At 44.6% G+C, this 23,743-nt stretch carries 15 protein-coding genes; 10 read left to right on the top strand and 5 right to left on the bottom strand.

The annotated features are described in order from the left end of the window. The first annotated feature begins 20 nt into the window (after positions 1–20). Positions 21–4,817, top strand: coding sequence for a glycosyl hydrolase (locus tag MKY99_RS04915; RefSeq protein ID WP_339269023.1), 4,797 nt, complete (start codon positions 21–23; stop codon positions 4,815–4,817). 111 nt (positions 4,818–4,928) lie between these two features. Here the strand turns inward: MKY99_RS04915 and MKY99_RS04920 are convergent, their stop codons facing one another. Together MKY99_RS04920 and MKY99_RS04925 are read right to left on the bottom strand one after the other, a co-directional pair. Beyond that, a complete protein-coding gene (locus MKY99_RS04920) occupies positions 4,929–5,273 on the bottom strand; it encodes a GrpB family protein (RefSeq protein WP_339269025.1) in 345 nt (114 codons plus the stop codon). 78 nt (positions 5,274–5,351) lie between these two features. After that, the gene (locus MKY99_RS04925; protein WP_339269027.1) at positions 5,352–6,308 is read right to left on the bottom strand and encodes a D-2-hydroxyacid dehydrogenase; all 957 of its coding nucleotides are present in this window, start codon (positions 6,306–6,308) and stop codon (positions 5,352–5,354) included. 88 nt (positions 6,309–6,396) lie between these two features. Here MKY99_RS04925 and thpR point away from each other — a divergent pair, with 88 nt between their 5' ends. The 3 genes from thpR to MKY99_RS04940 all read left to right on the top strand — a co-directional run bounded on the left by thpR (position 6,397) and on the right by MKY99_RS04940 (position 8,725). After that, the gene (gene thpR / locus MKY99_RS04930; RefSeq protein ID WP_339269029.1) at positions 6,397–6,999 is read left to right on the top strand and encodes an RNA 2',3'-cyclic phosphodiesterase; all 603 of its coding nucleotides are present in this window, start codon (positions 6,397–6,399) and stop codon (positions 6,997–6,999) included. 77 nt (positions 7,000–7,076) lie between these two features. Beyond that, the gene (locus MKY99_RS04935) at positions 7,077–7,967 is read left to right on the top strand and encodes a cell wall hydrolase (RefSeq protein ID WP_076283914.1); all 891 of its coding nucleotides are present in this window, start codon (positions 7,077–7,079) and stop codon (positions 7,965–7,967) included. Between the two features lie 74 nt (positions 7,968–8,041). Then, the gene (locus tag MKY99_RS04940; RefSeq protein ID WP_339269031.1) at positions 8,042–8,725 is read left to right on the top strand and encodes a metal-dependent hydrolase; all 684 of its coding nucleotides are present in this window, start codon (positions 8,042–8,044) and stop codon (positions 8,723–8,725) included. 69 nt (positions 8,726–8,794) lie between these two features. Here MKY99_RS04940 and MKY99_RS04945 read toward each other — a convergent pair whose 3' ends face one another. Continuing rightward, entirely contained in the window at positions 8,795–9,982 is a 1,188-nt protein-coding gene (locus tag MKY99_RS04945) for a glycosyltransferase (protein WP_076299152.1), read from the bottom strand. A gap of 267 nt (positions 9,983–10,249) precedes the next feature. On the opposite strand from MKY99_RS04945, the gene MKY99_RS04950 reads away from it, so the two are divergent. The 5 genes from MKY99_RS04950 to MKY99_RS04970 all read left to right on the top strand — a co-directional run bounded on the left by MKY99_RS04950 (position 10,250) and on the right by MKY99_RS04970 (position 20,253). Next, the gene (locus MKY99_RS04950; RefSeq protein WP_179085738.1) at positions 10,250–10,825 is read left to right on the top strand and encodes a TetR/AcrR family transcriptional regulator; all 576 of its coding nucleotides are present in this window, start codon (positions 10,250–10,252) and stop codon (positions 10,823–10,825) included. 203 nt (positions 10,826–11,028) lie between these two features. After that, complete coding sequence (locus tag MKY99_RS04955) at positions 11,029–13,383, top strand: YhgE/Pip domain-containing protein (RefSeq protein ID WP_339269033.1); 2,355 nt, start codon at positions 11,029–11,031, stop codon at positions 13,381–13,383. A 364-nt stretch (positions 13,384–13,747) separates the two neighbouring features. Beyond that, complete coding sequence (gltB, locus tag MKY99_RS04960) at positions 13,748–18,343, top strand: glutamate synthase large subunit (RefSeq protein WP_339269035.1); 4,596 nt, start codon at positions 13,748–13,750, stop codon at positions 18,341–18,343. Between the two features lie 217 nt (positions 18,344–18,560). Further along, on the top strand, positions 18,561–19,472 hold the full coding sequence (locus MKY99_RS04965; RefSeq protein WP_339271505.1) for an ABC transporter ATP-binding protein: 912 nt from the start codon (positions 18,561–18,563) through the stop codon (positions 19,470–19,472). Further along, the gene (locus MKY99_RS04970; protein WP_339269037.1) at positions 19,465–20,253 is read left to right on the top strand and encodes an ABC transporter permease; all 789 of its coding nucleotides are present in this window, start codon (positions 19,465–19,467) and stop codon (positions 20,251–20,253) included. The genes MKY99_RS04965 and MKY99_RS04970 overlap by 8 nt, the downstream gene beginning before the upstream one ends. 8 nt (positions 20,254–20,261) lie before the next feature. On the opposite strand, the gene MKY99_RS04975 is transcribed toward MKY99_RS04970, so the two are convergent. Both MKY99_RS04975 and MKY99_RS04980 read right to left on the bottom strand, forming a co-directional pair. Beyond that, complete coding sequence (locus tag MKY99_RS04975; RefSeq protein WP_042185241.1) at positions 20,262–20,711, bottom strand: polymer-forming cytoskeletal protein; 450 nt, start codon at positions 20,709–20,711, stop codon at positions 20,262–20,264. A 40-nt stretch (positions 20,712–20,751) separates the two neighbouring features. Then, on the bottom strand, positions 20,752–21,870 hold the full coding sequence (locus MKY99_RS04980; RefSeq protein ID WP_339269040.1) for a peptidoglycan DD-metalloendopeptidase family protein: 1,119 nt from the start codon (positions 21,868–21,870) through the stop codon (positions 20,752–20,754). Between the two features lie 208 nt (positions 21,871–22,078). Between MKY99_RS04980 and cls the strand changes: the two genes are divergently transcribed. Continuing rightward, positions 22,079–23,509 carry a cardiolipin synthase gene (gene cls / locus MKY99_RS04985; protein ID WP_339269042.1) on the top strand — a complete coding sequence of 477 codons (1,431 nt, stop codon included), beginning with the start codon at positions 22,079–22,081 and terminating at the stop codon, positions 23,507–23,509. Positions 23,510–23,743: the final 234 nt, after the last annotated feature.

The following is a 23,743-nucleotide window of genomic DNA, read 5'->3' on the forward strand; positions in this document are numbered from 1 at the left end:
AAAACGGGAGGGTGAAACGAATGAAGAGGTTCAAAAAAAGCTTTGCTCTATTTCTTACAGCAGTAATGCTCGTTACAATGGCTGTGCCTGCGCTAGCTAACGGAAAAACAAATGAAAACCTCAAGGCGCACTGGGCTGGAGAAAGTGTAGAGAAGTGGCAGGGTAATGGTGTTATTCAAGGTTATCCGGACGGCTCTTTTAAGCCGGATCATAAAGTAACGCGTGCTGAGCTTGTAAGTATTATTAATAAGCTATTTGGATTTAGCACTCTTTCGGAAATGTCATTCTCGGATGTACCTGCTAAAGCTTGGTATGCAAGCGCTTTATCTATAGCAAAGCAAGCTGGCTATTACAAAGGTTTTCCTGATAATAAAGCGAAAGCGGATACTGAAGTAACTCGTCAAGATGCTGCAACATTAATTGCTTCTGTTTTTTCACTGGAGCCAGGCACTAAAGCGAGTGCCTTTACAGACCAAGCATCCATCAGCGCTTACGCTAAAGAGGCTACCCTAGCATTGAGTGGAATTCTATCCGGATATCCAGATGGTACATTTCGTCCGAACGACCCAATTACAAGGGCGGAGGTAGTCACTATCGTTGACAGATTGATTAGCGGCTACTACAACACAGCCGGTACATTCACTGGGGGAGATATCCATGGGAATATTGTCATTAACCAAAGTGGGGTTGAACTAAAGAATGTAGCTGCATCAGGCAACCTTTATTTTACCTCCGGTATTGGTGATGGTGAGGGTGTCTTGGAGAATGTAACAGTACAAGGTAATGTACTTATATCTGGTGGTGGCGAGCATTCGATTCATTTAAAAAATTCTAAATTGGCTGCTGTAAAAGTGAATCGTCCTGAAGGGAAAGTTCGGGCCGTTATAGAGGACCGTACGGTCATCACTCAACTGACTATTGATAGTGCTTCTATTATAGAAGTAGGCTCAGGTTCTACAATCGATCAGCTTGTGATTGGTAACGGTGCAACGGGAACGTTGATTACAACAAAAGGTACCATTAGCAAGCTTGTAGTAAGTGCTTCCTCTGTAGTCTTAAATGGAGTGACTATAGTAGAAGGAACATACACTGTGAAGGATGGAGTTCTTGTAGGACAGGGAACAAGCACACCGGCGCCTGGGGGCTCAGGTGGAACTAGTGTAGAGCCTACAGCAACGCCAGTACCGACGTCTACTCCGGAACCTACAGCAACGGCTGCTCCAACGGCAACACCAGAAGCTGGGGTTCATATCGTTGACGTAGATGCATCGACTGCTACCAAATCATTATTTGCTTATCTGGATAGCATGAGCGGTAAACAAGTTATGTTCGGTCATCAGCATGATACTACCGTCTCTTTTGCCGGAAAGGATAAGAACGGAAATGTTATTTCTGACGTATACAGCTCCACTGGTGATTATCCTGGGGTTTTTGGTTGGGACACCCTTAGTTTAGATGGATATGAGAATCCTCCTGGAGTTAGCGGAGATTATGAAGCGAGTAGATTAGGATTATCCGCTGCCATGAAGCAGGCTCATGATTTGGGTGGTATTGTAACGCTAAGTACACATCCGTACAATTTTGTTACGGGTGGAAGCTTTAACGATACAGGGAATTCCAAAGGAGCAACGCGCTCGGTAGTATCACGTATTTTGCCGGGCGGAGATAAGAATGGAGAGTTTAATAAATATCTAGATCGCATCTCTAATTTTGCGAACAATCTTAAGGATGACGATGGCAACCTGATTCCAGTTCTGTTCCGTCCTTTCCACGAACAAAATGGAGGTTGGTTCTGGTGGGGTGCGGCTACAACGACAAAGAGTGAATACGCGGAACTGTACAGATATACAGTTGAATACCTACGTGATGTTAAAGGCGTTCATAACTTCCTTTATGTATTCTCACCAAACGGATCTTTTAATGGAAATGAAAGTGAATATTTAACGACTTATCCAGGTGATCAATTTGTTGATATTCTTGGAATGGATCAGTATGACAACAAGGAGAATGCGGGTTCGGAGGCTTTCCTGGGTGGTCTTGTTAAAGACCTTAAGATGATTTCTCAGCTTGCTCAAGACAAAGGTAAGATTGTTACCCTATCTGAGTATGGTTATAGTGCTGCTGGTATGAAAACAACAGGCAATAATGAGCTGGAATGGTTCACTAAAGTATTGAATGCGATCAAGGCTGACCCTGATGCGGCAAAAATATCTTATATGCTGACTTGGGCGAACTTTGGTGAAGGTAATAATTTGTATGTTCCTTATAAGAATGTTCCTAATAAAGCAGATCATGAGTTGCTTCCTGATTTTGTGAATTTTTATAAAGATGATTTCACGGCTTTTGCGAGTGATGTGAAAGAAGATAATAAATACAATCTCGAAGTTGAAGTTGCAGCAAAGAAACCTTTCCTCCACATCGTAACTCCGAATAATATCAGTACAGTAACAGATGCCGTGACCGTCATTCGGGCCAAGGTATTAAATGCAGTGCCTAGCAAAGTGACTTATACTGTGGGTGATTCTGGAGTAGAGGTGGAAATGACGCTCGGTGCGGACGGCTACTATAGCGCTTCATGGCAGCCAGACGCTAGTCTGAATGGCAGTTCAACAGAGATTACAGTGAGGGCATATGGAACTGGAGATGCTACACTTACACAGACTAATTCTGTATTCTTAAAAATCAATGAAGCGCCAATAAAGGTACTTAATTTTGATGCTGACAAGGATTTGGAGCAAATCCAAAACAATGGTACTTGGTCAGGGCTCGCCAATAACGCAGAGACGATCAAGACGGTCTTGCAGCATGCGTCACTAGATGCTGACGGTAAGCTAGTTATTAACATTACTGAAGGGCTGTCTGCTGAGGATACTTGGCAGGAACTGAAGCTGCAATTGAATGATCTTGCACTGGATGGAGTGGAACTGTCTCAAGTTACACGTGTGAAGTTCTCCGTGTTAATTCCGGAGGCTGCTCAGAATGAGGCAAACAATGCTGCGGTACGCAGTGTGATTCAGTTGCCACCAGATTGGGATACAAAGTATGGCATGGACTCATCCTATAAATCTTTGTCCGATCTTGAGAAAGTTAACGTGGGTGGATCACAGTATTATAAATTTGATGTTTCGATTGATCTGGATAATGCCGCTAAATCAACCGAAGCCACTGGTCTAGCGATATCTCTGGTTGGCAGTGGTTTGGAAGTGCAAGGTGAATTGCCAATCTATGTAGATAATATCGGTCTTTATAATACGTATACTGCACCTGTTGCTGACAAAGCACTGGTAGATAATTTTGAATCTTATGGCTCAAGTGATGAAGCACTGATAGCCAAATATCCTAAGGCTGGCGGAGATGATGTGAGCGTATCTTTAAGCTCCGAACATAAGGAATCTGGGGATTACGGAATGAAACTGCACTATACGATTAATAATGCAGGTTATACCGGAGTAGGTAAAAGTCTGGGTTCGCTGGACTGGTCCGACTATAATGCACTCAGTATGTGGGTAGCTTCCGATGGAGACAACGCTTATGCTGAGAAAGGTGAGCCGCTTAAGCTAGTGGTGCAGCTTGTCGTTGATGGAGGATATTTCGAAGCCTATCCGGTCATTAATCCAGACAAGAACGGTAAAATAGTATTAAGTTTGAAGAATTTGACGGAGATGAGCTGGGGAAAAGCCGGAGAGCTTACACAGGAAAGATTGAAGCAAGTTCAGAGCTTTAATTTGTATGTGAATGCGATGGACGGACAGAGCCACGAAGGTTCGCTCTACTTTGACGATATTCAAGCGGTCTATGACGGGACACTTCCGGATATGTCGGAAGAAGGAAATGGAGGTTCCCAGGGACATGAGCCTGGCGTGTTGTACGCCTTCGCTACAGAAGCTGATATTGCAGGATGGGCTACAACCAACGGTTCGTCTGCCAACGCTCAACCTCCAGTATTTGATGCCAATGAAGAAGCGGCAAGTGTACAATTTGATTTGATTAATACTGGCAATGATACAAATGGCAGCTCCAAAGAATCCTTCGAACTTGCTATTAATCCTGAGAAGCTGAATATTACAGGGCTGGATACGATCAGCGCTAAGGTTAAGCTCTCGAGTGGTGCAGCTAAAGCACGTCTATTCATCAAGACAGGTGCGGACTGGAAATGGAGCGACAGCGGTGATCCTGTGCCTGTAGATTCTAAGGGTTATACGACCTTATCTATTTCACTGCCTACTGCAGCAGCAGGGGTGGGCGTAGATTTGGCTGCTGTAAAGACGATTGGGATTAAAATTGAGGATGTTTCAAATGATGGAGGAACTGCGAAGCTTTATTTGAAGGAAGTATCTCTGGAGAAAGCTGTCCCGGATGTTCACTATGGCTTCGAGACGGGGAATGACGGTTGGGCTATCAATTCTGGTACAGCCACAGTATCTTCTGATGTATATGCTGAAGGTAATCAATCTTTGAAGCTTGATTTCGCATGGAATGGAGAGGATAAAGATCCTTTTATAGCAGCATCAAAAGTAGCTGCACTTGATCTGAGCTCATTCTCCAAGCTTACTGCTAAAGTTAGAATCGTCTCTGACCAGCCTGATGTACAAGCGAAGCTGTTTCTTCAATTAGGAGGCTATGCAGTATGGGTAGATTCGGGTGCGAAGATAGCTGCTCAGGATGGATTCACGGAGTTCACGATTGATCTTAGCAACAATTCCAATCTATCGCCTGAGAATTTGAAGAAAGTGGATGCCATTGGCATTCAGTTTGTTACACCTTCTACGGCTGGAACCGCTACGGCTTATATTGACGAGATCATAGCTTCTAATTAAGAGCGCTGCGATCCAGGTGTGAAATAAGGGTCCCTGCATGTCCATTAGGATTGTCTAATAGACATGCAGGGACTATTTTGTATGATCAGTTTATAGTTAATGATTTGAATATCATTCAAGCGCTGTTCTTTCTAGTTCGGTGACAAATGCTTCTTTCCCATCCATATAAGCTTCAATGTCCTTCGGAAATTGATTCGCAAGATCCTCTTTTAGATTACCGTATTGTTTTGCTGCCTCGCCACTCATACCGAACTCGCCCATACATTCGTAACCGAGCTCTGTCATTTGCGCGTTGAAGTCATCAATGATTGGTTTAGCTTTTAGCCCAGGAACAGAAGTGCTGCCAATATGGTGAATATCAATAAGTGCATCAGCGAAGATCTCTTTAATCTTACGAGATTCTTCTTGGAAGATAAGATTCCATTCCTCATTGTATTGTGTGACAGTAACATCCATTTCGCTAACCTCTCTTTATGTTTGATTCCTGGATTTTTTTATTATAGAACAAGTGTTCTTAATAATCAAATACTAAATTTAATATTGGCGGGCATAATCAACGAGATTTAGGGATGGAGCGCCAGTAGATAAATAGGAATTTATATTTTCGGTAAAAATATTTACGATTCGATTAGCGTATTGATCGGTTATGCCAGCAGAATGAGGAGTGATGACTACCTGCTCCATAGTCCAAAGTGGATGATCCTGCGGGAGGGGTTCGGTTTCGAATACATCCAATCCCGCACCACGAAGCTGACCGCGATTCAGTGCGTGGATTAGAGCCTCAGTATCAGTAGTTGCTCCACGTCCAACGTTAATGTAATAGGAGCCTTGTTTAAAGGCAGAGAAGATTGCAGTATTAAATAATTGCTTAGTTTCATCGGTGATAGGGAGAATATTGATGATGAAGTCGCCTTGGCTCACAGCTTCTGGCAGATGGTCAGTGGTATATACTTGATCAAAATCAGCGAGTGGCTTGCCTGAGCGACTTACTCCGATCGTCTTCATCCGGAAAGCTTTAGCGATTCTGGCAGTTTCGCTGCCGATGGCTCCAGTTCCAACAATAACGGCTGTCTTTCCGAACAATTCACTCTCACTTCCGTCAGAATTCCAGTAGCGGTTCATCTGATTGCGAACAGCTGTATGCAAATTACGTGTGAAGAGAAGCATGAAGCCAAAGATTACCGCAGAAATAGGCTCGGCATGCACTCCGCTCCCACTAGTCAATAGGATTCCACGTTCCTTAAAACGCTCTAACGGGAGCTTCTCAATTCCAGCAGACCAGGATTGGACCCAGCGAAGGGGCGAATCTGGACGAAGAAGCGTATCGGCGATGCCTTTAGCCCAGCCGATTACGATTTCAGCATCAGCTAGCAGCTGTAAATCCGGATTTTTGCCGTCACCTTGTATGAATGTATAACCGGGGGCTGATGCTTTGATCCTTTCTTGTTGCTCGGCTGTAAGTGGTTGTAGACATACTATGGACTTAGTCATGATGTATTCCTCCTGCTCTAAGGTTTGATGGAAATGGATAATGTTATAGGATAAGGATACCAAATCTATAGGAGAAGGTGAAATTGATATGGATGCTAACGTGTCGGATAAAGATTCAGAACGATTATTTATTGCTGTGAAATTACCCTCAGAACTTGGGCAAGTTGTGGCGGAAGAGTGCTCTAACCTATCTCAAAAGTTTCATTTTGCAAAATGGACTCATCCAGAGGATTATCATATTACCCTGCAATTTTTAGGAGACACCCCAAAGACGAAAATCCCGGATTTAATCATGTCGTTGAAGCAGATGTCAGAGCAATGCAGCCCCTTCAAACTATCCTTAGACAAATGGAATACATTTGGTCTGCCAAAGGCTCCAAAAGTTTTATGGGTAGGGGTTTCTGGCGAACTAGAAGAGCTGAATTTACTGGCTGCGAGAGTACACACTGCTACACTTCCTTTAGGTTTTTCGGCCGAATCCAGGGAGTACAAACCACATCTCACAGTGGCTCGAAAGTACCTTGGAAAAATTTCATTTGATGATAAATTGCTGGAAAATTTACTGAAATTGGATGATGAAAAAAGATCAAAAATCTTTCATAGAGACTGGACGATTGATAGTTTTGTGTTGTATGCTACCAGAATGTATGCCATTCCTATGTATGAAATGATTGAAAATATTACATTTTAAAATCGGTATTTAAGTTTTCAAAGCTTCCGTTTTCGGTTACATACAATAGGAATGTGCCGTGAAATAGGAGGAATATCATGTTAATCTTTAAACAAAACCGCTGTATCGCGTTGCTTGTTGGCGTTATACTAGTGTGTTTCTCTGCCATAAGCTTAATGCAGCCTAATCAGGTTGCCGAGGGGAAAATAGATAATCTGCAGATGGATAAGCTGCAATCCACCAGCCGAGCATCGGTAATAAATTATTTGCAAGAAGAATCAAAATCTAGTAAGACGAGGGGCACTACAAAAGTTTCACAAACGAATAAGCTTTACAGCACAGTTAACCTGTTCAGTTCCACTTGGAAACCAGAGCAGAGTGTAGAATGGCTTAGTAAGAATAAAATAAAGCCACAAAATACATCGCAGGCTTCCATAGTTCGGGTAAAGGCTGATGTAGCACAATCTAATTCAGCTGCGCAGAAAGCGACAGCGAAAAAGAGCGCTCAGACTGTAGTTAAGACAGTCTCGGCATCTCAGAAAAATCCCCTCACAACATTATACTTCTCTCGGACCGAGCTATTAAGCCAGGAGCAGCAAAGTAAAGCAACCCGGCGCTACGCAGTATCCGAAGAAGAACTGCTTCTGCTACAAAAAATTGTAATGGCAGAGGCGGAAGGTGAACCGTACCAGGGCAAGGTGGCAGTTGCCAACGTTGTTCTGAATAGGCTACGGTCAGCCAATTTCCCCGACACGATATATAAGGTCATTTATCAAAAGCATCAATTCAGTCCTGTAGCTAACGGGCGTCTTAAACGTGTCAAGCCTAATGATGATAGTATTAAAGCGGTGAACGCGGCGCTCTCTGGGGTGAAGGAAGTTCCCGATAGTACTTATTTTTTCCTATCGCTTAAGCTTGCGCAGGATCTTACCGTACATCATTCGCAGGAGTATGTGAAGACCATTGGTAATCATACGTTTTATAAATAATTGACCTTATCTGTGAACCTCAGCTATTTATAGGGTAAACTAGACTATATAACCCTGGAGGTGGAAGAATTGTCATGAAGATCACTTATTACGGACACTCAGCGCTGCTGGTAGAAACAGAGCAAGCGAAAGTTATTATTGACCCTTTTTTGTCAGGAAATCCGAACTCCGGTATTTCACCTGATGACATTACTGTAGATGCTGTCCTGCTGACTCACGGTCACTCGGATCATTTAGGTGATGCTGTGCAAATTGCCAAACAGAATGATTGTCCGATCTTTGCTGTTTTTGAGCTTGCAGAATACTGCCGAATGAAGGGTGCCAAGGTAAAACATATGAATATAGGCGGCAGACATATTTATGATGCCATTACCGTTAAATATACTCAGGCGTTTCATTCCTCATCGATTCAGGAAGGCGACGTTTGGATTTATGCTGGACAGCCCGCAGGTATTTTATTGACGATTGAGGGGAAGACGTTATTTCATGCAGGCGATACCGCACTATTCAGCGATCTGCGTCTGATTGGTGAAAGAACTGCGATTGATTTGGCGGCTCTGCCAATTGGTGATATGCTGACCATGGGACCGGATGATGCGCTCCTTGCTGCGCGCTGGCTTCAAGCGGACAAGGTCATACCACTTCATTACAATACATTTCCGGATATTGCTCAGGATGCTATGGATTTCTGTGATCGTCTGCGACAAGAGGGGATAGAGGGATTCCCGCTTAAAGCTGGTGAAAGTATAGAAATTTAATAAATCCTGATTACATGTCTATACAAAAAAAGCAGATAGCCGGGAATTTCCCTGGCTACCTGCTTTTCTTTATGGTGTAATGCACACAGGCTCTTCGCCTCGGGCTTGAGATCTTGCTCCTCTGATATCAGCTGTTTTGTCTGCGGGGTTGCCTAACATCTGCAGAACGGTAGTCGCGCAACTTTGCGGTTGATGTTTATCAGGGGCTAGACGGCGTTTACGCTGCTCTTCGAGAACAGAATACTCACGAAGCATCATAGAGAACCATTTGTTCACTACCTCACAGTCAAGTACCTCTGCTAGTCCTAGCTCTACGAAATATTGGCAGTTTTTCTCTTCCTGACCTGGAATAGCTTTATAGAAGAGCATTGGAATTCCCTTAGCCTGACCTTCGGTACAGGTCATACCGCCAGGCTTTGTGATTAGAAGGTCGGAAGCATCCATCAGTTTATTGATTTCACTGGTGTATCCAAGAATCCTGACGTTAGGATGATTAAGCCTTGGATTGGACTTCATTTTGGCTATAAGCTTCTCGTTACTGCCCATACAGAAGATGAGTTGGATGTTATCCATTCTGGCTGTGAGTGAATTCATAATCTCTTTGCCGAACATCAGTCCCCAGCCTCCACCCATTATGAGAACAGTAGGGATATCGGCTAGACCTAGTTCCTTGCGGAGCAGCGTCTTGTTGGATCGTTCCCAGAACTTCGGATGCACAGGAATGCCTGTGACCGTTACAAGCTCAGGAGCAATCCCTCGGCCTGTTAGAATTGATTTGACGCGTGGGGTAGAGACGAGATATCGATTGACCTCGGAATTTACCCAGCTACCATGTGCATCATAATCTGTAATTAACGTATACAGCGGAACCTCCAATCCACGACGCTTTAGTCTGGAAATGACAGCGGCCGGAATGGGGTGTGTGCAAATAATCAAATCAGGCTTTAGCTGTTCGATCACTTGAGAGGCATGTGTATAAAAAATCCGGTGAAGTGCCATCTTAGTCAACGGGTTCAATGATTTATGATATTGTGTCTTATACATCATGCCGACCAGCTTAGGCTGGCTGCTAACTGTTTTTCGGTAAGCGGAAAGAATCCATGGGGCGACCATCGGGTTAAGAAATTTACCTAGCTCGATGACTCGGCACTGGACATCCGGATTCAGCAGCTTTATTCCTTCGGCCAGAGCATAGGCTGCTCCTGTGTGGCCCGTACCGAAGCCTTCCGAAAACAGCAGTACTCTTTTCTTTCGCATAAGTTCACCTGCTACTTTCCTTTTCAATAGAAATGCGGAATTTCTTCTTAAATAGATGAGGGAAAACTGTTCTCTACTCACATTATACAAATAAGACGTAAATAGAAAGTTAAAACCCTGCAATAAATAAAAAAATAAAAGATTTTCTAAAGTATTGCAAACTGCAAAGCTACATGTTAAAGTAATGAATGACCAATTGACCGGATTAGTAAAGTGGTCAGATAGTCAGCGGTAATGATATTTTCTGGAGAAAGGAAGTGGGCACAGGTGGCAGTGGTGGATCGAAGACAGCAGGTGCTTCAGGCCGCAGCAAAATCATTTTCATTATTCGGCTATAAGGCGACTACCATGGATCAGGTTGCTAAGATCGCAAATGTCGGGAAAGGAACCATCTACACCTTTTTTACAAACAAAGAGCAATTGTTTGATGAGATCCTGCGCGATATGATGGTAGAAATGAAGATGATTGCTGATCGCGAGATCAGGCGAGACAGACCTTTCTTTGATAACCTGCATCGTGTGCTGGATGCCCTGCTGGAATTTCGAAGTGAGCAGGAGCTATTCATCAAGCTTTCCCAGGAGAGTCGCGAATTCGGAACGCCGCAGGCAGGAGAAGGGCTCGAGAAGATCGAGAACTTAGTTTTAGAATATTTAGAACGGGAGGTGCAACAAGCCCTTGAAAAGGGAGAAATCAAACCTTGCGATCCTAAAATCGTATCTGTAGTCATGTTCAGGCTATATATTGTATTGACTGCTGAACTGAATAAAACACATACTCCCTTGGACAAGGAACAGATCAAGATGTACTTTCATTTGTTTCTCGCCGAAGGACTGGCACAGTAAGCGTTGATTCAGGATAGGGATGGCGTGATTAGATTGCTTTCCCTTAACAATTTCCAAGCTGTTTTAGGCATTGAAGAAGAGCCGAAAGGCGTTTTTTTATCCCCTAAATTGACCGAATGGGGAAAACGGTCACCTAGTGTTACGTAATATTTCGCAAACAAAGCATTTTAAAGAGAGCATAAGCTCATAAGGAGAGAACCAGAATGAAATCATTATCCGTATTTACCAAGGATCTTGGCGCAGCACTGAGAAATCCAAAGGTGCTGATTCCGATGATTGCCATCCTATTTATTCCGGTGATGTATAGCGGATTCTTCCTAAAGGCATTCTGGGATCCGTATGGCAAGATGAATGAGTTACCGGTTGCTGTTGTCAACCAAGACGTCGGTGCTAATTATGAAGGAAAACAACTTCAGGCCGGAGATGATCTGGTTGAAGAGCTTAAGGTAACCGATGGCTTTCAATGGAACTTTGTTTCACTAGAAGAAGCGCAAGCAGGAATGAAGGACAATACCTATTATATGGCGATTATTGTTCCAGAAGACTTCTCTGCTAAAGCAACAACGCTTTTGGATGATGAACCACAACCGGCAAAAATTATTTATGAGCCAAATGAAGGCTACAACTTCCTGGCCGGACAGATCGGTGGAACGGCTGTATCAGAAATTAAATCTAAAGTATCCGCTAAGGTAACAGAGGCTTATGTGGAGTCTGTATTCAATCAGATTACAGAAGTTTCTGATGGATTGGGCGAGGCGGGAGATGGAGCCTCCAAGATCGCAGATGGCGCTGGTAAGCTAGATGACGGAGCCTTGAAGCTGAAAGATAATCTTCTTGTACTGACAGATGGTACAGGTAAACTTCAAAATGGTGTAGAACCACTTACTAAAGGTGTGTCTGATTTAAATTCAGGTGCTACTGCAATTCAAACGGGTTCTAGCACTTTGGCAGGCGGTTTGCAACAATTGTCGGCTGCTCATACACAGCTTCAAGATGGCGTTGCACAAAGCGCTGCCGGCAGTAAACAGCTTAGTGACGGCTTGAAGCAAGCTGTAACAGGTGCCACACAGCTTCAAGCAGGTACGAAGTCTGCTGTAGATGGTACTACTAAATTACAAGCAGGAACACAATCTTTAGTTGACGGCAGCGCGAAGCTGGAAGCAGGTTTAACCTCTTCCGTGGATGGCAGCGCGAAGCTAGAGGCAGGCTTGCAGGCTTCCGCAGAAGGTAGCACAAAGGTTACTGAGGGCGCTAAAGCGGTCGCTCAAGGCTTGCAGCAATTGGCACAGGCTAGTCCTGAGTTGGCACAGAATCCGGCCGTACAGAAGCTCCTAGCAGCTAGTGCAGCTGTTGCACAAGGTAGTGAGCAACTGCAACAAAGTCAAGAGCAGCTGGCACAGGGTGCTACTGCACTCCACAGTGGGCAAGAGCAACTGGCACAAGGTGCAACTCAACTGCACTCAGGTTCACAGCAGGTAGCTGCTGGTGTAACTCAGTTGCATGATGGAGCACAGCAATTAAATGCTGGTAGCACACAGCTTTTGACAGGACAGCAAAAACTGGCACAAGGCGCATCTGCACTTGTAACAGGTGGCAATAAGCTGAATGCAGGGATGCAACAATTTGGTACGAAGCTTAAAGAAGCTGCAGCTGGAGGCAGCAAGCTGGCTGAAGGCGGTAAAGCGCTTGGCGATGGTACCTCAAAACTGCTAAGTGGTGTAGGCGAACTAGGTTCCGGTATCAGTGCTGTAGCAGATGGTTCGAAAAAACTGGCTGACGGTGCAGGCGAGCTGAAAGATGGTATGGATGATCTGAAATCTGGATCAACAGAACTGGCAACTAAGCTTAGCGATGCTGCTGAAAAAACAGGCAGCGTGAATAAGTCAGATAAAATGATGGAAATGTTCGCACAACCGGTTGTGATTGAGGATCAAGTTGTAAATCATGTACCGAACTACGGCACAGGGTTTGCTCCTTACTTCTTATCTCTTGGTTTGTTCGTAGGTGCACTGATTTCTACAATTGTTATTCCAATGCGTGAATCAGCTGTAATAGGCGCAAGCCGTATGAATCGTTTTATCAGCCGTACGCTTACGTTCTCAATCATGAGCTTTATCCAGTCTATGCTGGCTGCTGTGGTTGTATTGTACGGACTTGGACTAGAAGTACAAAGTGTACCGCTATTCTTCCTATTTACATTCTTGACTAGTCTAGTTTACACATGGGTAGTTCAATCCATTGTTACTTGGTTGGATCAACCGGGACGTTTTGTTGTTATCGTTATTCTTATTTTCCAATTAACAACTAGTGCCGGAACATTCCCACTTGAATTGATCCCGAACTGGATGAAATTCTTTAACCCACTGCTTCCTATGACTTACACAGTTAGTGGTCTTAAATCAGTAATTTCTACAGGGGACTTCAGTGCAATGTGGAGTGACGTAGGTGTTCTTGCAATCTTCGGTCTTGGGTTCCTTGCTCTTACTTTCGCTTACTTCATGACCCGCAGTCGGGACAATGAAGCTGGAATGAACAGTGAACAAGCTATGACTGTATAATTTGAAAAAAAGTAATTAAAAAGCGTCTCCTCCGGGAGGCGCTTTTTTTTGAGTTTAAATCATAGAACCCTTTTTCTTGCAAACATTCAAGGGTGATGAAAATTCTTGAAACGCTTTCATTGCATAAGTTCTTATGCGTCATTTATGCATAATTATACATAGATGAGTTTTTTTAAACTTTTGTCCACTAAAGCTGTGTCGCAAAAAGAAATGTTAATCAGCATCATAAAAAAGTTTAAATTGCGCTGTTGTCACCCCGGTGATAAAATAATAGCACTAATCTGGCTTGAATAATTATTAAAATTTTAATCTGAAAAATTTTCCAAAGATTACGCCATACTTTATAATAGAAAGGTTGCGTTCGATGAGACACACTGAACTGCCCGGAAAACAGGGCCTGTATGATCCCCAGTTCGAAAAAGATGCTTGCGGCATGGGATTTGTAGCCCATATTAAAGGCAAAACGTCCCATGATATTGTTAGTAACGCTTTAACAATGCTCTTTAATATGGAGCATCGTGGCGGACAAGGTAGCGAACCCAACTCTGGTGACGGAGCAGGTATCATGCTTCAAATTCCGCACCGTTTCTTTGCTAGTGAAGCCCAGAAGCTTGGCTTTGCTTTGCCGGAACAAGGCCATTATGGCGTAGGTATGATTTTTCTATCTCATAACGAGAAAGTTCGGGCTCAACATGAGGCTCTCTTAAGCAAAATTATTGCTGAAGAAGGTCAGGAAGTACTCGGCTATCGTGATGTACCTACCTATGATGAAATGCTTGGCAAAACTGCGAAGGCTGCAAAGCCTTTTGTGCGCCAAGTGTTTATCGGTCGCTCGGCCTCGGTTACGAACGAATTGTCTTTTGAGCGTAAGCTTTATGTCATCCGTAAACGTGCAGAGCTTGCGATTCGCTACGGTGGTGTAGAAGAGGCTGAAGCCTTCTATATCCCAAGCTTGTCATGTCGTAAGATCGTGTACAAAGGCATGCTGACTACAGAACAAGTCGGACAATTCTACCTGGATTTGCAGAACGAAGAGCTGGAATCAGCAATCGCGTTAGTTCACTCCCGTTTCAGTACGAATACCTTCCCAAGCTGGGAACGTGCGCATCCCTACCGCTTTATGATCCACAATGGTGAGATCAATACCTTGCGCGGAAATGTGAACTGGATGCATGCCCGCCAGTCGCTGTTCAAGAGTGAAGTGTTCGGCGAAGATCTGAGCAAGATCAAACCTGTTATAAACCCGGATGGATCGGACACAGCAATGTTCGATAATACCTTTGAGTTTCTTTATTTGAGCGGACGCTCCTTGACACAAGTAGCCATGATGATGGTTCCTGAACCATGGAGTAATCATGACAGTATGGACGCCGACAAGAAAGCTTTTTACGAATACCACAGCACTTTGATGGAGCCATGGGACGGACCTGCTGCAATGGGCTTTACAGATGGTGTGCAAATCGGCGCTATTCTGGACCGTAATGGCTTGCGACCTGCTCGTTATTATGTAACAAAGGACGACATGATTATTCTATCCTCCGAAGCGGGTGTACTGGACATTCCAGCAGAGGACATCTTATATAAAGACCGCCTGAAGCCTGGACGCATGCTGCTCGTGGATACGAAGGAAGGCCGTATTATCTCCGATGAGGAAGTCAAATCGGCTATCGCCACTGAGAAGCCTTACCGCCAGTGGCTGGATGAGCATTTGATTAGTCTCGAAGAGCTTCCAGATGCGCCTGAACTACCAAATCCTAAGCATGACAATGTGCAGCAGCTGCAGCAAGCGTTCGGCTATACTTTTGAGGACTTGCGCAAGGTGCTTGAACCAATGGCATCTACTGGCGCTGAAGCTGTAGGTTCCATGGGTTATGATGCGCCGCTCGCTGTGCTTTCAGACCGTCCGCAGCGTCTATATAATTATTTCAAACAAATGTTTGCTCAGGTAACGAATCCACCAATCGACGCTATTCGCGAAGAGTTGGTTACCTCTACTACGACTACAATTGGACCAGAGCGTAACTTGCTTAAACCAGAACCAGAAAGCTGTCGCCAAATCTCGCTGCACACACCGATTCTTTCGAATGAAGATTTTGCTAAAATTCGACATGTTCGTCGTGCAGGCTTCAAGTCGATGTCTATTCCGATTCTTTTCCCAGCTGAGCTCGGAGCAGAAGGAATGCGTATCGCGCTTGACCGTATGAACGAGGCTGCTGATCGCGTTATGGCTAAAGGTCATAACATTCTGATTCTGACGGACCGCGGTGTGGACCGTGAGAATGCTGCGATTCCTGCTCTACTTGCGGTATCGAGCTTGCATCACCATCTGATCCGGCAAGGAACACGGACAAAAGTTAGTATTTTGCTTGAATCCGGTGAACCTCGTGAAGTCCATCATTATGCACTTCTGCTTGGTTATGGTGTGAGTGCAGTCAATCCGTATCTGGCCTTTGAAAGCTTGGATGATATGATCGGCCAAGGCTTACTGCGGGGAATCTCGCATGAGAAGGCTGTGAAGAACTATATTAAAGCTGCGACTAAGAGCGTAGTTAAGATTCTTTCCAAAATGGGGATTTCGACTATTCAATCCTACCGGGGCGCGCAGATCTTTGAAGCTGTGGGTCTGAACTCGGAATTCGTGGATCGTTACTTTACTTGGACACCTTCCCGCATTGGCGGTATTGGTCTGGAGGAAGTAGCAACCGAGGCACTTATCCATCATAACCGTGCTTTCACGGAAAAAGACGGAAATGATAAAGTGCTTGATTCCGGTGGTGATTATCAATGGCGAAACGATGGGGAAGATCATTTGTTCAACCCACAGACCATTCATCTGCTTCAGCACTCCGTGCGTAGTGGGGATTATAAGTTGTATAAGAAATATGCTGCACTTGTTCAAGGTGAAAGTGAGAAGCATCTGACAATTCGTTCCTTGTTGCAGTTCAAGTCAGCTTATGAACCGATTCCATTAGAAGAAGTAGAGCCAGTGGAGTCCATTATGAAACGGTTCAAGACGGGTGCGATGTCCTTTGGTTCCATTAGTAAGGAAGCGCATGAGACCCTCGCTATTGCAATGAACCGGATCGGTGGTAAGAGTAATACTGGTGAGGGTGGAGAAGATCCAGCCCGCTATATCCCGGACAGCAACGGCGATTCCCGTCGCAGTGCGATTAAACAAGTAGCCTCCGGACGTTTTGGAGTTACATCTAACTACCTTGTTAACGCTGATGAGATCCAGATTAAGATGGCTCAGGGTGCTAAACCAGGGGAAGGCGGACAGCTTCCAGGGCGTAAAGTTTATCCATGGGTGGCTGAAGTGCGTGGTTCAACAGCTGGTGTGGGCTTGATTTCACCTCCGCCGCATCATGATATTTATTCGATTGAGGATTTGGCAGAGCTGATCTACGATCTGAAGAATGCCAATCCACGTGCAAATATTAATGTTAAGCTCGTCTCTGAGGTCGGAGTAGGTACGATTGCTGCTGGCGTAGCCAAAGGGCGCGCTGATATTATCCTGGTAAGTGGCTATGACGGGGGTACAGGTGCATCTCCGATGAACTCCATTCGTCATGCAGGTCTTCCATGGGAACTTGGCTTGGCCGAAACGCATCAGACGTTGATGCTGAACAATCTGCGTGACCGCGTTGTACTGGAAACAGACGGAAAAATGCTTAGCGGTCGCGATCTAGCCGTAGCTGTATTACTAGGTGCTGAAGAGTATGGCTTCGCTACTGCTCCGTTAGTAGCTGTGGGTTGTATCATGATGCGTGTCTGCCAAATGGATACTTGTCCGGTTGGTGTAGCGACACAAAATCCAGATCTTCGTAAGAACTTTACGGGTGATCCACAGCATGTAGTTAACTTTATGACCTTTGTGGCACAGGATTTACGCGAAATCATGGCGAGTCTTGGCTTCCGTACGATTGAAGAGATGGTTGGCCGTACAGATTGCTTAGACGCTGCTCAAGCTTCGCAGCATTGGAAGAAGAAGGGCGTAGATTTGAGTAGTCTGCTGCATGTACCGGAAATGCCAGAGGGAAGCACACGCTTCTGCAGTAAACGTCAGAATCATGGTCTGGAAGAGACGCTTGATGTCTCTAAACTGCTGGATCTGGCTGCACCTGCACTGGAATCAGGAACGGCTGTAGAAGCATCGTTACCGATTACGAACGTTAATCGTGCCGTTGGAACCATTCTTGGTAGCGAGCTGACACGTAAATACGGGGCAGCCGGCTTGCCTGATGATACGATTCGTCTTCATTTCACCGGTTCTGCTGGTCAAAGCTTGGGTGCATTCGTGCCTAAGGGGATCACACTTACGGTGGAAGGCGACTCCAATGACTACGTTGGTAAGGGACTATCGGGTGGTAAGATTATTATCAAACCATCTCCAAAAGCTACCTTTGCAGCTGAGGACAATATCATTATCGGAAATACTGCATTTTACGGAGCAACAGCTGGAGAAGCTTATATCAACGGTATCGCCGGTGAACGCTTTGCCGTTCGTAATTCTGGAGCGAAGGTTGTTGTAGAAGGTGTGGGTGACCACGGTTGTGAATACATGACTGGAGGCCGTGTGGTTGTTCTTGGTGAAACAGGCCGTAACTTTGCGGCAGGGATGTCAGGTGGTATCGCTTATGTTTACGATCCAGAGAGATCCTTCATCGGCCGCTGCAATCTCGAGATGGTACTTCTCGAGAGAGTGGAAGAGCCAGAAGAGATCGAAGAGCTGCGCGAGCTGATTAGCCGTCATGTAGAGCTTACAGGCAGTAAGGCGGGAGCGCGGGTATTGGATCAGTGGGCAGATAGCTTGCCGAAGTTTGTTCGTGTCATTCCGAAGGATTACAAACGGATGATGGAGCAGATTCGCAAAGTAGAGCAAACCGGATTGACCGGCGAGGCTGCTTTGATGGCTGCATTTGAAGCGAATATGCGCGAGCTTGCACGTGTAGGTGGCTAAATACCTGCATTCTGAAAAAACAGGTAATATTGAATGAAGTGATATAAGGGACTTGGACTCTTTCGTTTGCGGGAGGCCAGGTCTCTTTTTGTTCAAATCGAATCGAATCCTCGGTCTAAACAACGTTAGACTGTTTCTTTTTTGTAATTTTCTGAAAAAAACGGTATGGTAAACTTGTTTGTAAATGAAAGGGAGTGATACTGTGTCAAATACAGAAATGCTGTCTGAACCTGTTGCCCGTCTGCAGGGAGTTACCAAGAAAATAGGCTCTAAGACGCTGGTGAGCAATTTAACGCTGGATATCCCACCGGGTCAAATATTCGGGTTTTTGGGACCAAACGGAGCAGGGAAGACGACAACAATACGAATGATGGTGGGATTAATTTCCATTAGCAGTGGGGACGTCCTGATCAGTGGTCATAGTATTAAAAATAATTATAAAGAGGCTATTGCAAGTGTTGGGGCTATTGTAGAAAATCCTGAAATGTACAAGTTTCTGTCCGGGTATCAGAATCTTAGACAATTTGCACGGATGGTACCGGGAGTCAGTAAGCAACGGATTGATGAGGTTGTGGAGCTGGTCGGGCTTGGTCAAAGAATTCATGACAAAGTGAAGACTTATTCCCTAGGTATGCGTCAGAGACTTGGAGTAGCTCAGGCGCTACTAAACCGACCAAAGCTACTGGTTCTAGATGAGCCAACCAATGGGCTTGATCCACAAGGCATACGTGAGCTTCGTGACTATCTGCGCCTACTCTGTCGTGAAGAAGGAACAACCGTATTTGTCTCCAGCCATTTACTTTCCGAAATGGAGCTCATGTGTGACAGTGTAGCCATTATTCAGAATGGGCAACTGCTTGAGGTAAAACAGCTAAAAGAGGTAGGCAATGTTACAATGCCTATCGGAGAAACCTTGTTTGAGGTTGAAGATGCCGAAGCTGCACTTGCTCTCATTGGACAAGGAACATTAAAGAGCGGTGGGCTTGTAGTTGAGGCGGCACGTGAAGAAATTGCTGAGTTTAATGCCAGACTAGTGGCTGGTGGGATTAAAGTGTACAGTATCAAATCACTTGCCCGTACGCTAGAGGATCAATTCTTAGAGGTTACAGGAGGTGAAGGAATTGAGTAATTTTACAGCGTTGATACATAATGAGAACATCAAGATATATAGTCGTGCTCGCACATGGATTATGCTGATTATTCTAGCAGTGTTTAGTGCGTTTCTTCCGGCTCTTATGTATTTCACAACGGATAACCCTGCATCACGCTTAGGCGTTTGGGACAGCTTCCAAATGATAGTGAGTGTTGTATTCTTCCTGAATACGATCTTCGTTGTTGTTATAGCCGCTGACTCCGTAGCGGGCGAATTTACCTGGGGAACCATCAAAATGCTGCTGATTCGCCCGTGGAGCCGTTCCCAGATCTTGCTCTCGAAATACATTAGCATTGTGTTGTTTAGCTTGCTTTGTACTGCAGTATTGATTGTTTTTGGTTTAGCTTCATCGTTTATTTTCGCCTCTCCAACTGGAGACACACTGTCTTCGATTACAGCTTGGAGTCCTGCTGAGTATTCCTTTGTAGATCTCCTATGCCGCTATGTCACTCTTTTCTTGACGGTTACGCTTGCTTTTATGATCTCTTCCGTATTCCGTGCAAGTGGATTGGCGATAGGATTATCTATGTTTATCATGTTTGCCCAAGGTATTTTCGCTGCTTTACTTAATCCGGATGTGTTCGAATGGGCAAGATATTTAATTTTCACTCATATGGATCTAAGGGTCTACATGGGATCTGATATTGGTCCAGGTGGTGCTACACTAGGCTTCTCCATTGCTGTGCTGGCAGTGTATTATGTTATATTCTTAGCAGTTTCCTGGTTTGTCTTCCGTAAACGGGACGTTGCTGGATAAAAATAGGATTAACCGGCTTCAAGCGTTTCTTCTGCTTTGGAGGAACGTTTTGCTGTCTTGTCCTTTTTCGTATTACTTTTGAGCTCACCTGCTTGTTCAGAGGTGGGCTGTTCTTGCATGGCGATGGACCCATTAAGCAGGCTGCCTTCCATAATACTGAGTGCTCCTGCAGAAATATTACCGTGCAGCTCGCCAGTACCGGTCATAATGAGCCTACGGTCTGCGGTAACATCTCCATATACTTTACCAGCGATAACGATCTCTTCTGCTCTAATACTGGAGCGCACCGTGCCTTCCTCACCTACAGTGACAACACCACTGCATATAATTTCTCCGCTAAAGGTACCTTCAATCCTCAGGTTCGTATCGCAATGTACTTTACCCTCGAGCGTACCCCCATGCCCAATCAGAGAGTCAGTAGACTTGATAGTGGCACGCTGCTGCCGCTTATTCCACATGTATAAATTCCTCCTATTTCATATATTTTTACATTAACGTTTAGGGTTTAACATAATCCAATGGATCCACAGTTTTATTCTGCTTCACTACCTGGAAATGAAGATGAGGTCCTGTGCTTCGACCAGTGTTTCCAAGCAAGCCGATCTTCTGCCCCTTATTAACCTTGTCTCCCGCAGATACATTCATTGCCTGAAGATGCATATACCAGGTTTCAAGCCCGTTCGAATGCTTGATCACGACATACTTGCCTCTCGCACCCATCTGCTCGGAGGTAACGACCTCCCCGTCTAAGGCGGCATATACAGGATCGCCTAAGTTCCCGGCAATATCGACACCTGAATGGAACGCGGATAAACCTTTGAAAGGATCTGTTCGGTAGCCGAAGCTTGAGGAGATGACCCTAGAATCGGTTGGCCAGAGTACCGCTGCATTTAGTCTGGCTTTTTCAGCTTGAGCTTTTTTTGCCTGTTGATTTGCTTGAACGTTATTCGCATGCTCCGCCAGAGTGATAGTTTGAGTAATACTTTCCACCATTTCATCGAGCATACCGTGGATCTCTTCGAAATCGTCTTTTGTTTCCTCCACTAGATTCAGCGATTCGTTCTGATAAGACGCGATATATTCTCCGCCTACCTGTGATGTGATTGTAGCTTTAAAAGATGTCTCATTTGGGATTGGCACAGCGTTACGGCTCGATAAGCCTAAGGTTGAGTTTGAAGCGGTTGATCCCTTTTTTGATTCTTTTGTTTCAGCGGCGGAGCCTTTGCTTTTGTTAATCAAAGACTGCAACTCCTGTTCCAGCGCATTTACACTCTTCAGCTTGTCTTTAATATTATCTGCCTCTTCTGATAGCTCGCTGACTTGAGTACGAAGCTGCATTAGATCCTTATCCTTGTCAGCGACCTTCATTTCCATGCGGAGATTGGTTAGTGATAGTGCGGCTGCCTCAGCTTCCAGTTGTGAGATCGACTGCGAGGCATGGAAATGCATAGAGGTGACCAGACTGGAGAGGGACAGGGCTGCTGCTGCCGGCAGGGCGAACGCAAGTGGCTTGGAGATCTGGAGTTGTTTGACTGGGCGTCCGGCATCCCTTACGACGAGCAGCGTAATCCGGTTATGATCTGGCTGACTCTTCATGGCTTCTCCTTTCTGCGGCATATGGCAGCCGCCTTACGATACACGAAGCTAAAGACCTTACTTCCATTAGGCTCATCCCGAATTGTCTTACTACTCTATGTATTCCATATCTTTCAGGAACATGACAACGGTTTGTTTGAATAAAGAAAGAGAGTTACGGCAAAACCAGTAATAGAATCGTCGCAGCGAGTCTATTGGTAACTGTTTTATTAATGAAGGGGGTAGGGAATTGAAGATTTTTGCGATAATTCTAAGTCTTTTTATTATTCAGGTCGCAGTAATTGTATTTATGGAGTTTCGTCGCCCGCAAAGGGCTTTGGCGTGGTTGTTCATTTCATTCTGTTGTCCGCCGCTGGGTCTGGCATTCTATTATTTTCTGGGCCGTGATTATAGACAGAATCGAAAATTAAACAAAAGATGTACTACACTATTTCGTGAAATTCGTTCGCATGTCTCTGGCAATATTAAGGTAGTAAAGGATGTTACTGAGAGTGGGAACGCTCAGTTTGAGAATAATAAGGGTCTATTGGGTTTGCTTTCTAAGATCGCAGAAGGACCAATTACTGGTCATAACAAGAGCAGGGTATTATCATCTGCGAGAGAAGCGTATGATGCTATGCTGGAAGCTATGGAAGAAGCGAAAGAACATATACATATGGAATTTTATATTTATCGTGATGATGAGATCGGTGAGCAATTTCAAGATGTTATGATTCGGAAGGCGCGACAGGGCGTTAAAGTACGCTTGCTTTGTGATGGTCTGGGCAGTCATAAATTAAGTCGTAGGTTTATTCGAACGATGAGAAATGCTGGGGTGGAGTTCCACTTTTTTTTACCTCCGATTAGTTCTCTGTTAGACCGTCGTTTTAATTTCCGCAATCATCGGAAGATCCTGGTGGTAGATGGCCTCGTTGGCTTCACGGGTGGAATGAATATAGGGGATGATTATTTGGGGAAGGATCTCAAAATGGGATACTGGCGTGATACCCATCTGCGTCTCGAAGGAGACTCAGTATATTATATTCAGTATGTCTTCTTAAAGGATTGGAGATTGGCCTCTGGCGAAAGCACAAGCCATCCGCGTCTGTTCCCAAAACATAATTGTGAGTCACAAGAATCCGTGCAGATTGTAGGGAGTGGTCCGGATGCTGCAATGGACGCCTCTCAAGAGATGTATTTTGCCGCCTTATGTGCAGCTAAACAGCGGATTTGGATTACTTCACCGTATTTTATTCCTGATCCTGCCATCTGCCGGGCCTTGAAAAGTGCAGTACTTCGTGGAGTGGATGTAAGAATTATCATTCCGGCGAAGCCTGATAATGTGCTTGTCTATCATGCTTCTTTGTCTTATTTAGAAAATTTACAAGACGCTGGAGTTAAATTCTACCGCTATACTAAAGGATTTATGCATGCCAAAATCATGATTATCGATAATCTGCTCGCTACAGTGGGGAGTGCAAATCTGGATATGCGCAGCTTTTATTCTAACTTTGAATTGACTGCTGTGCTGCTACATCCTGATGCTATATCCCCTCTAGTCACAGGGTTTGAGAAGGATCAAAAGCACAGTGAATTTATTGATCCTGTAAAGTTTAAGGAGAGAGGGAGAATTGTCAAACTCGGTGAAGGGCTGTGTCAGTTGTTATCTCCGCTATTATGAGCGGAAAGAGGACTAAATCTGAATTTTTCGAAGGATATAACGTGTTCCATTCATTATTAGGGCTTATTTTGTGATATAATAATTGTATAAGAAGAAATGTAAGAAAGTATAGATTATAATTATACTTCCGAATGTTTCAACACTATACTGTTAAATTGTAGGGGGAGTTCTATGAATGTGAGTCCACAAATGATTGCCAAAGAGGAAAAGAACAAGCTGCAGAAGACCGGAACA

The organism is Paenibacillus sp. FSL R5-0470, assembly GCF_037975205.1.
Classification (GTDB): Bacteria; Bacillota; Bacilli; order Paenibacillales; family Paenibacillaceae; genus Paenibacillus_AQ.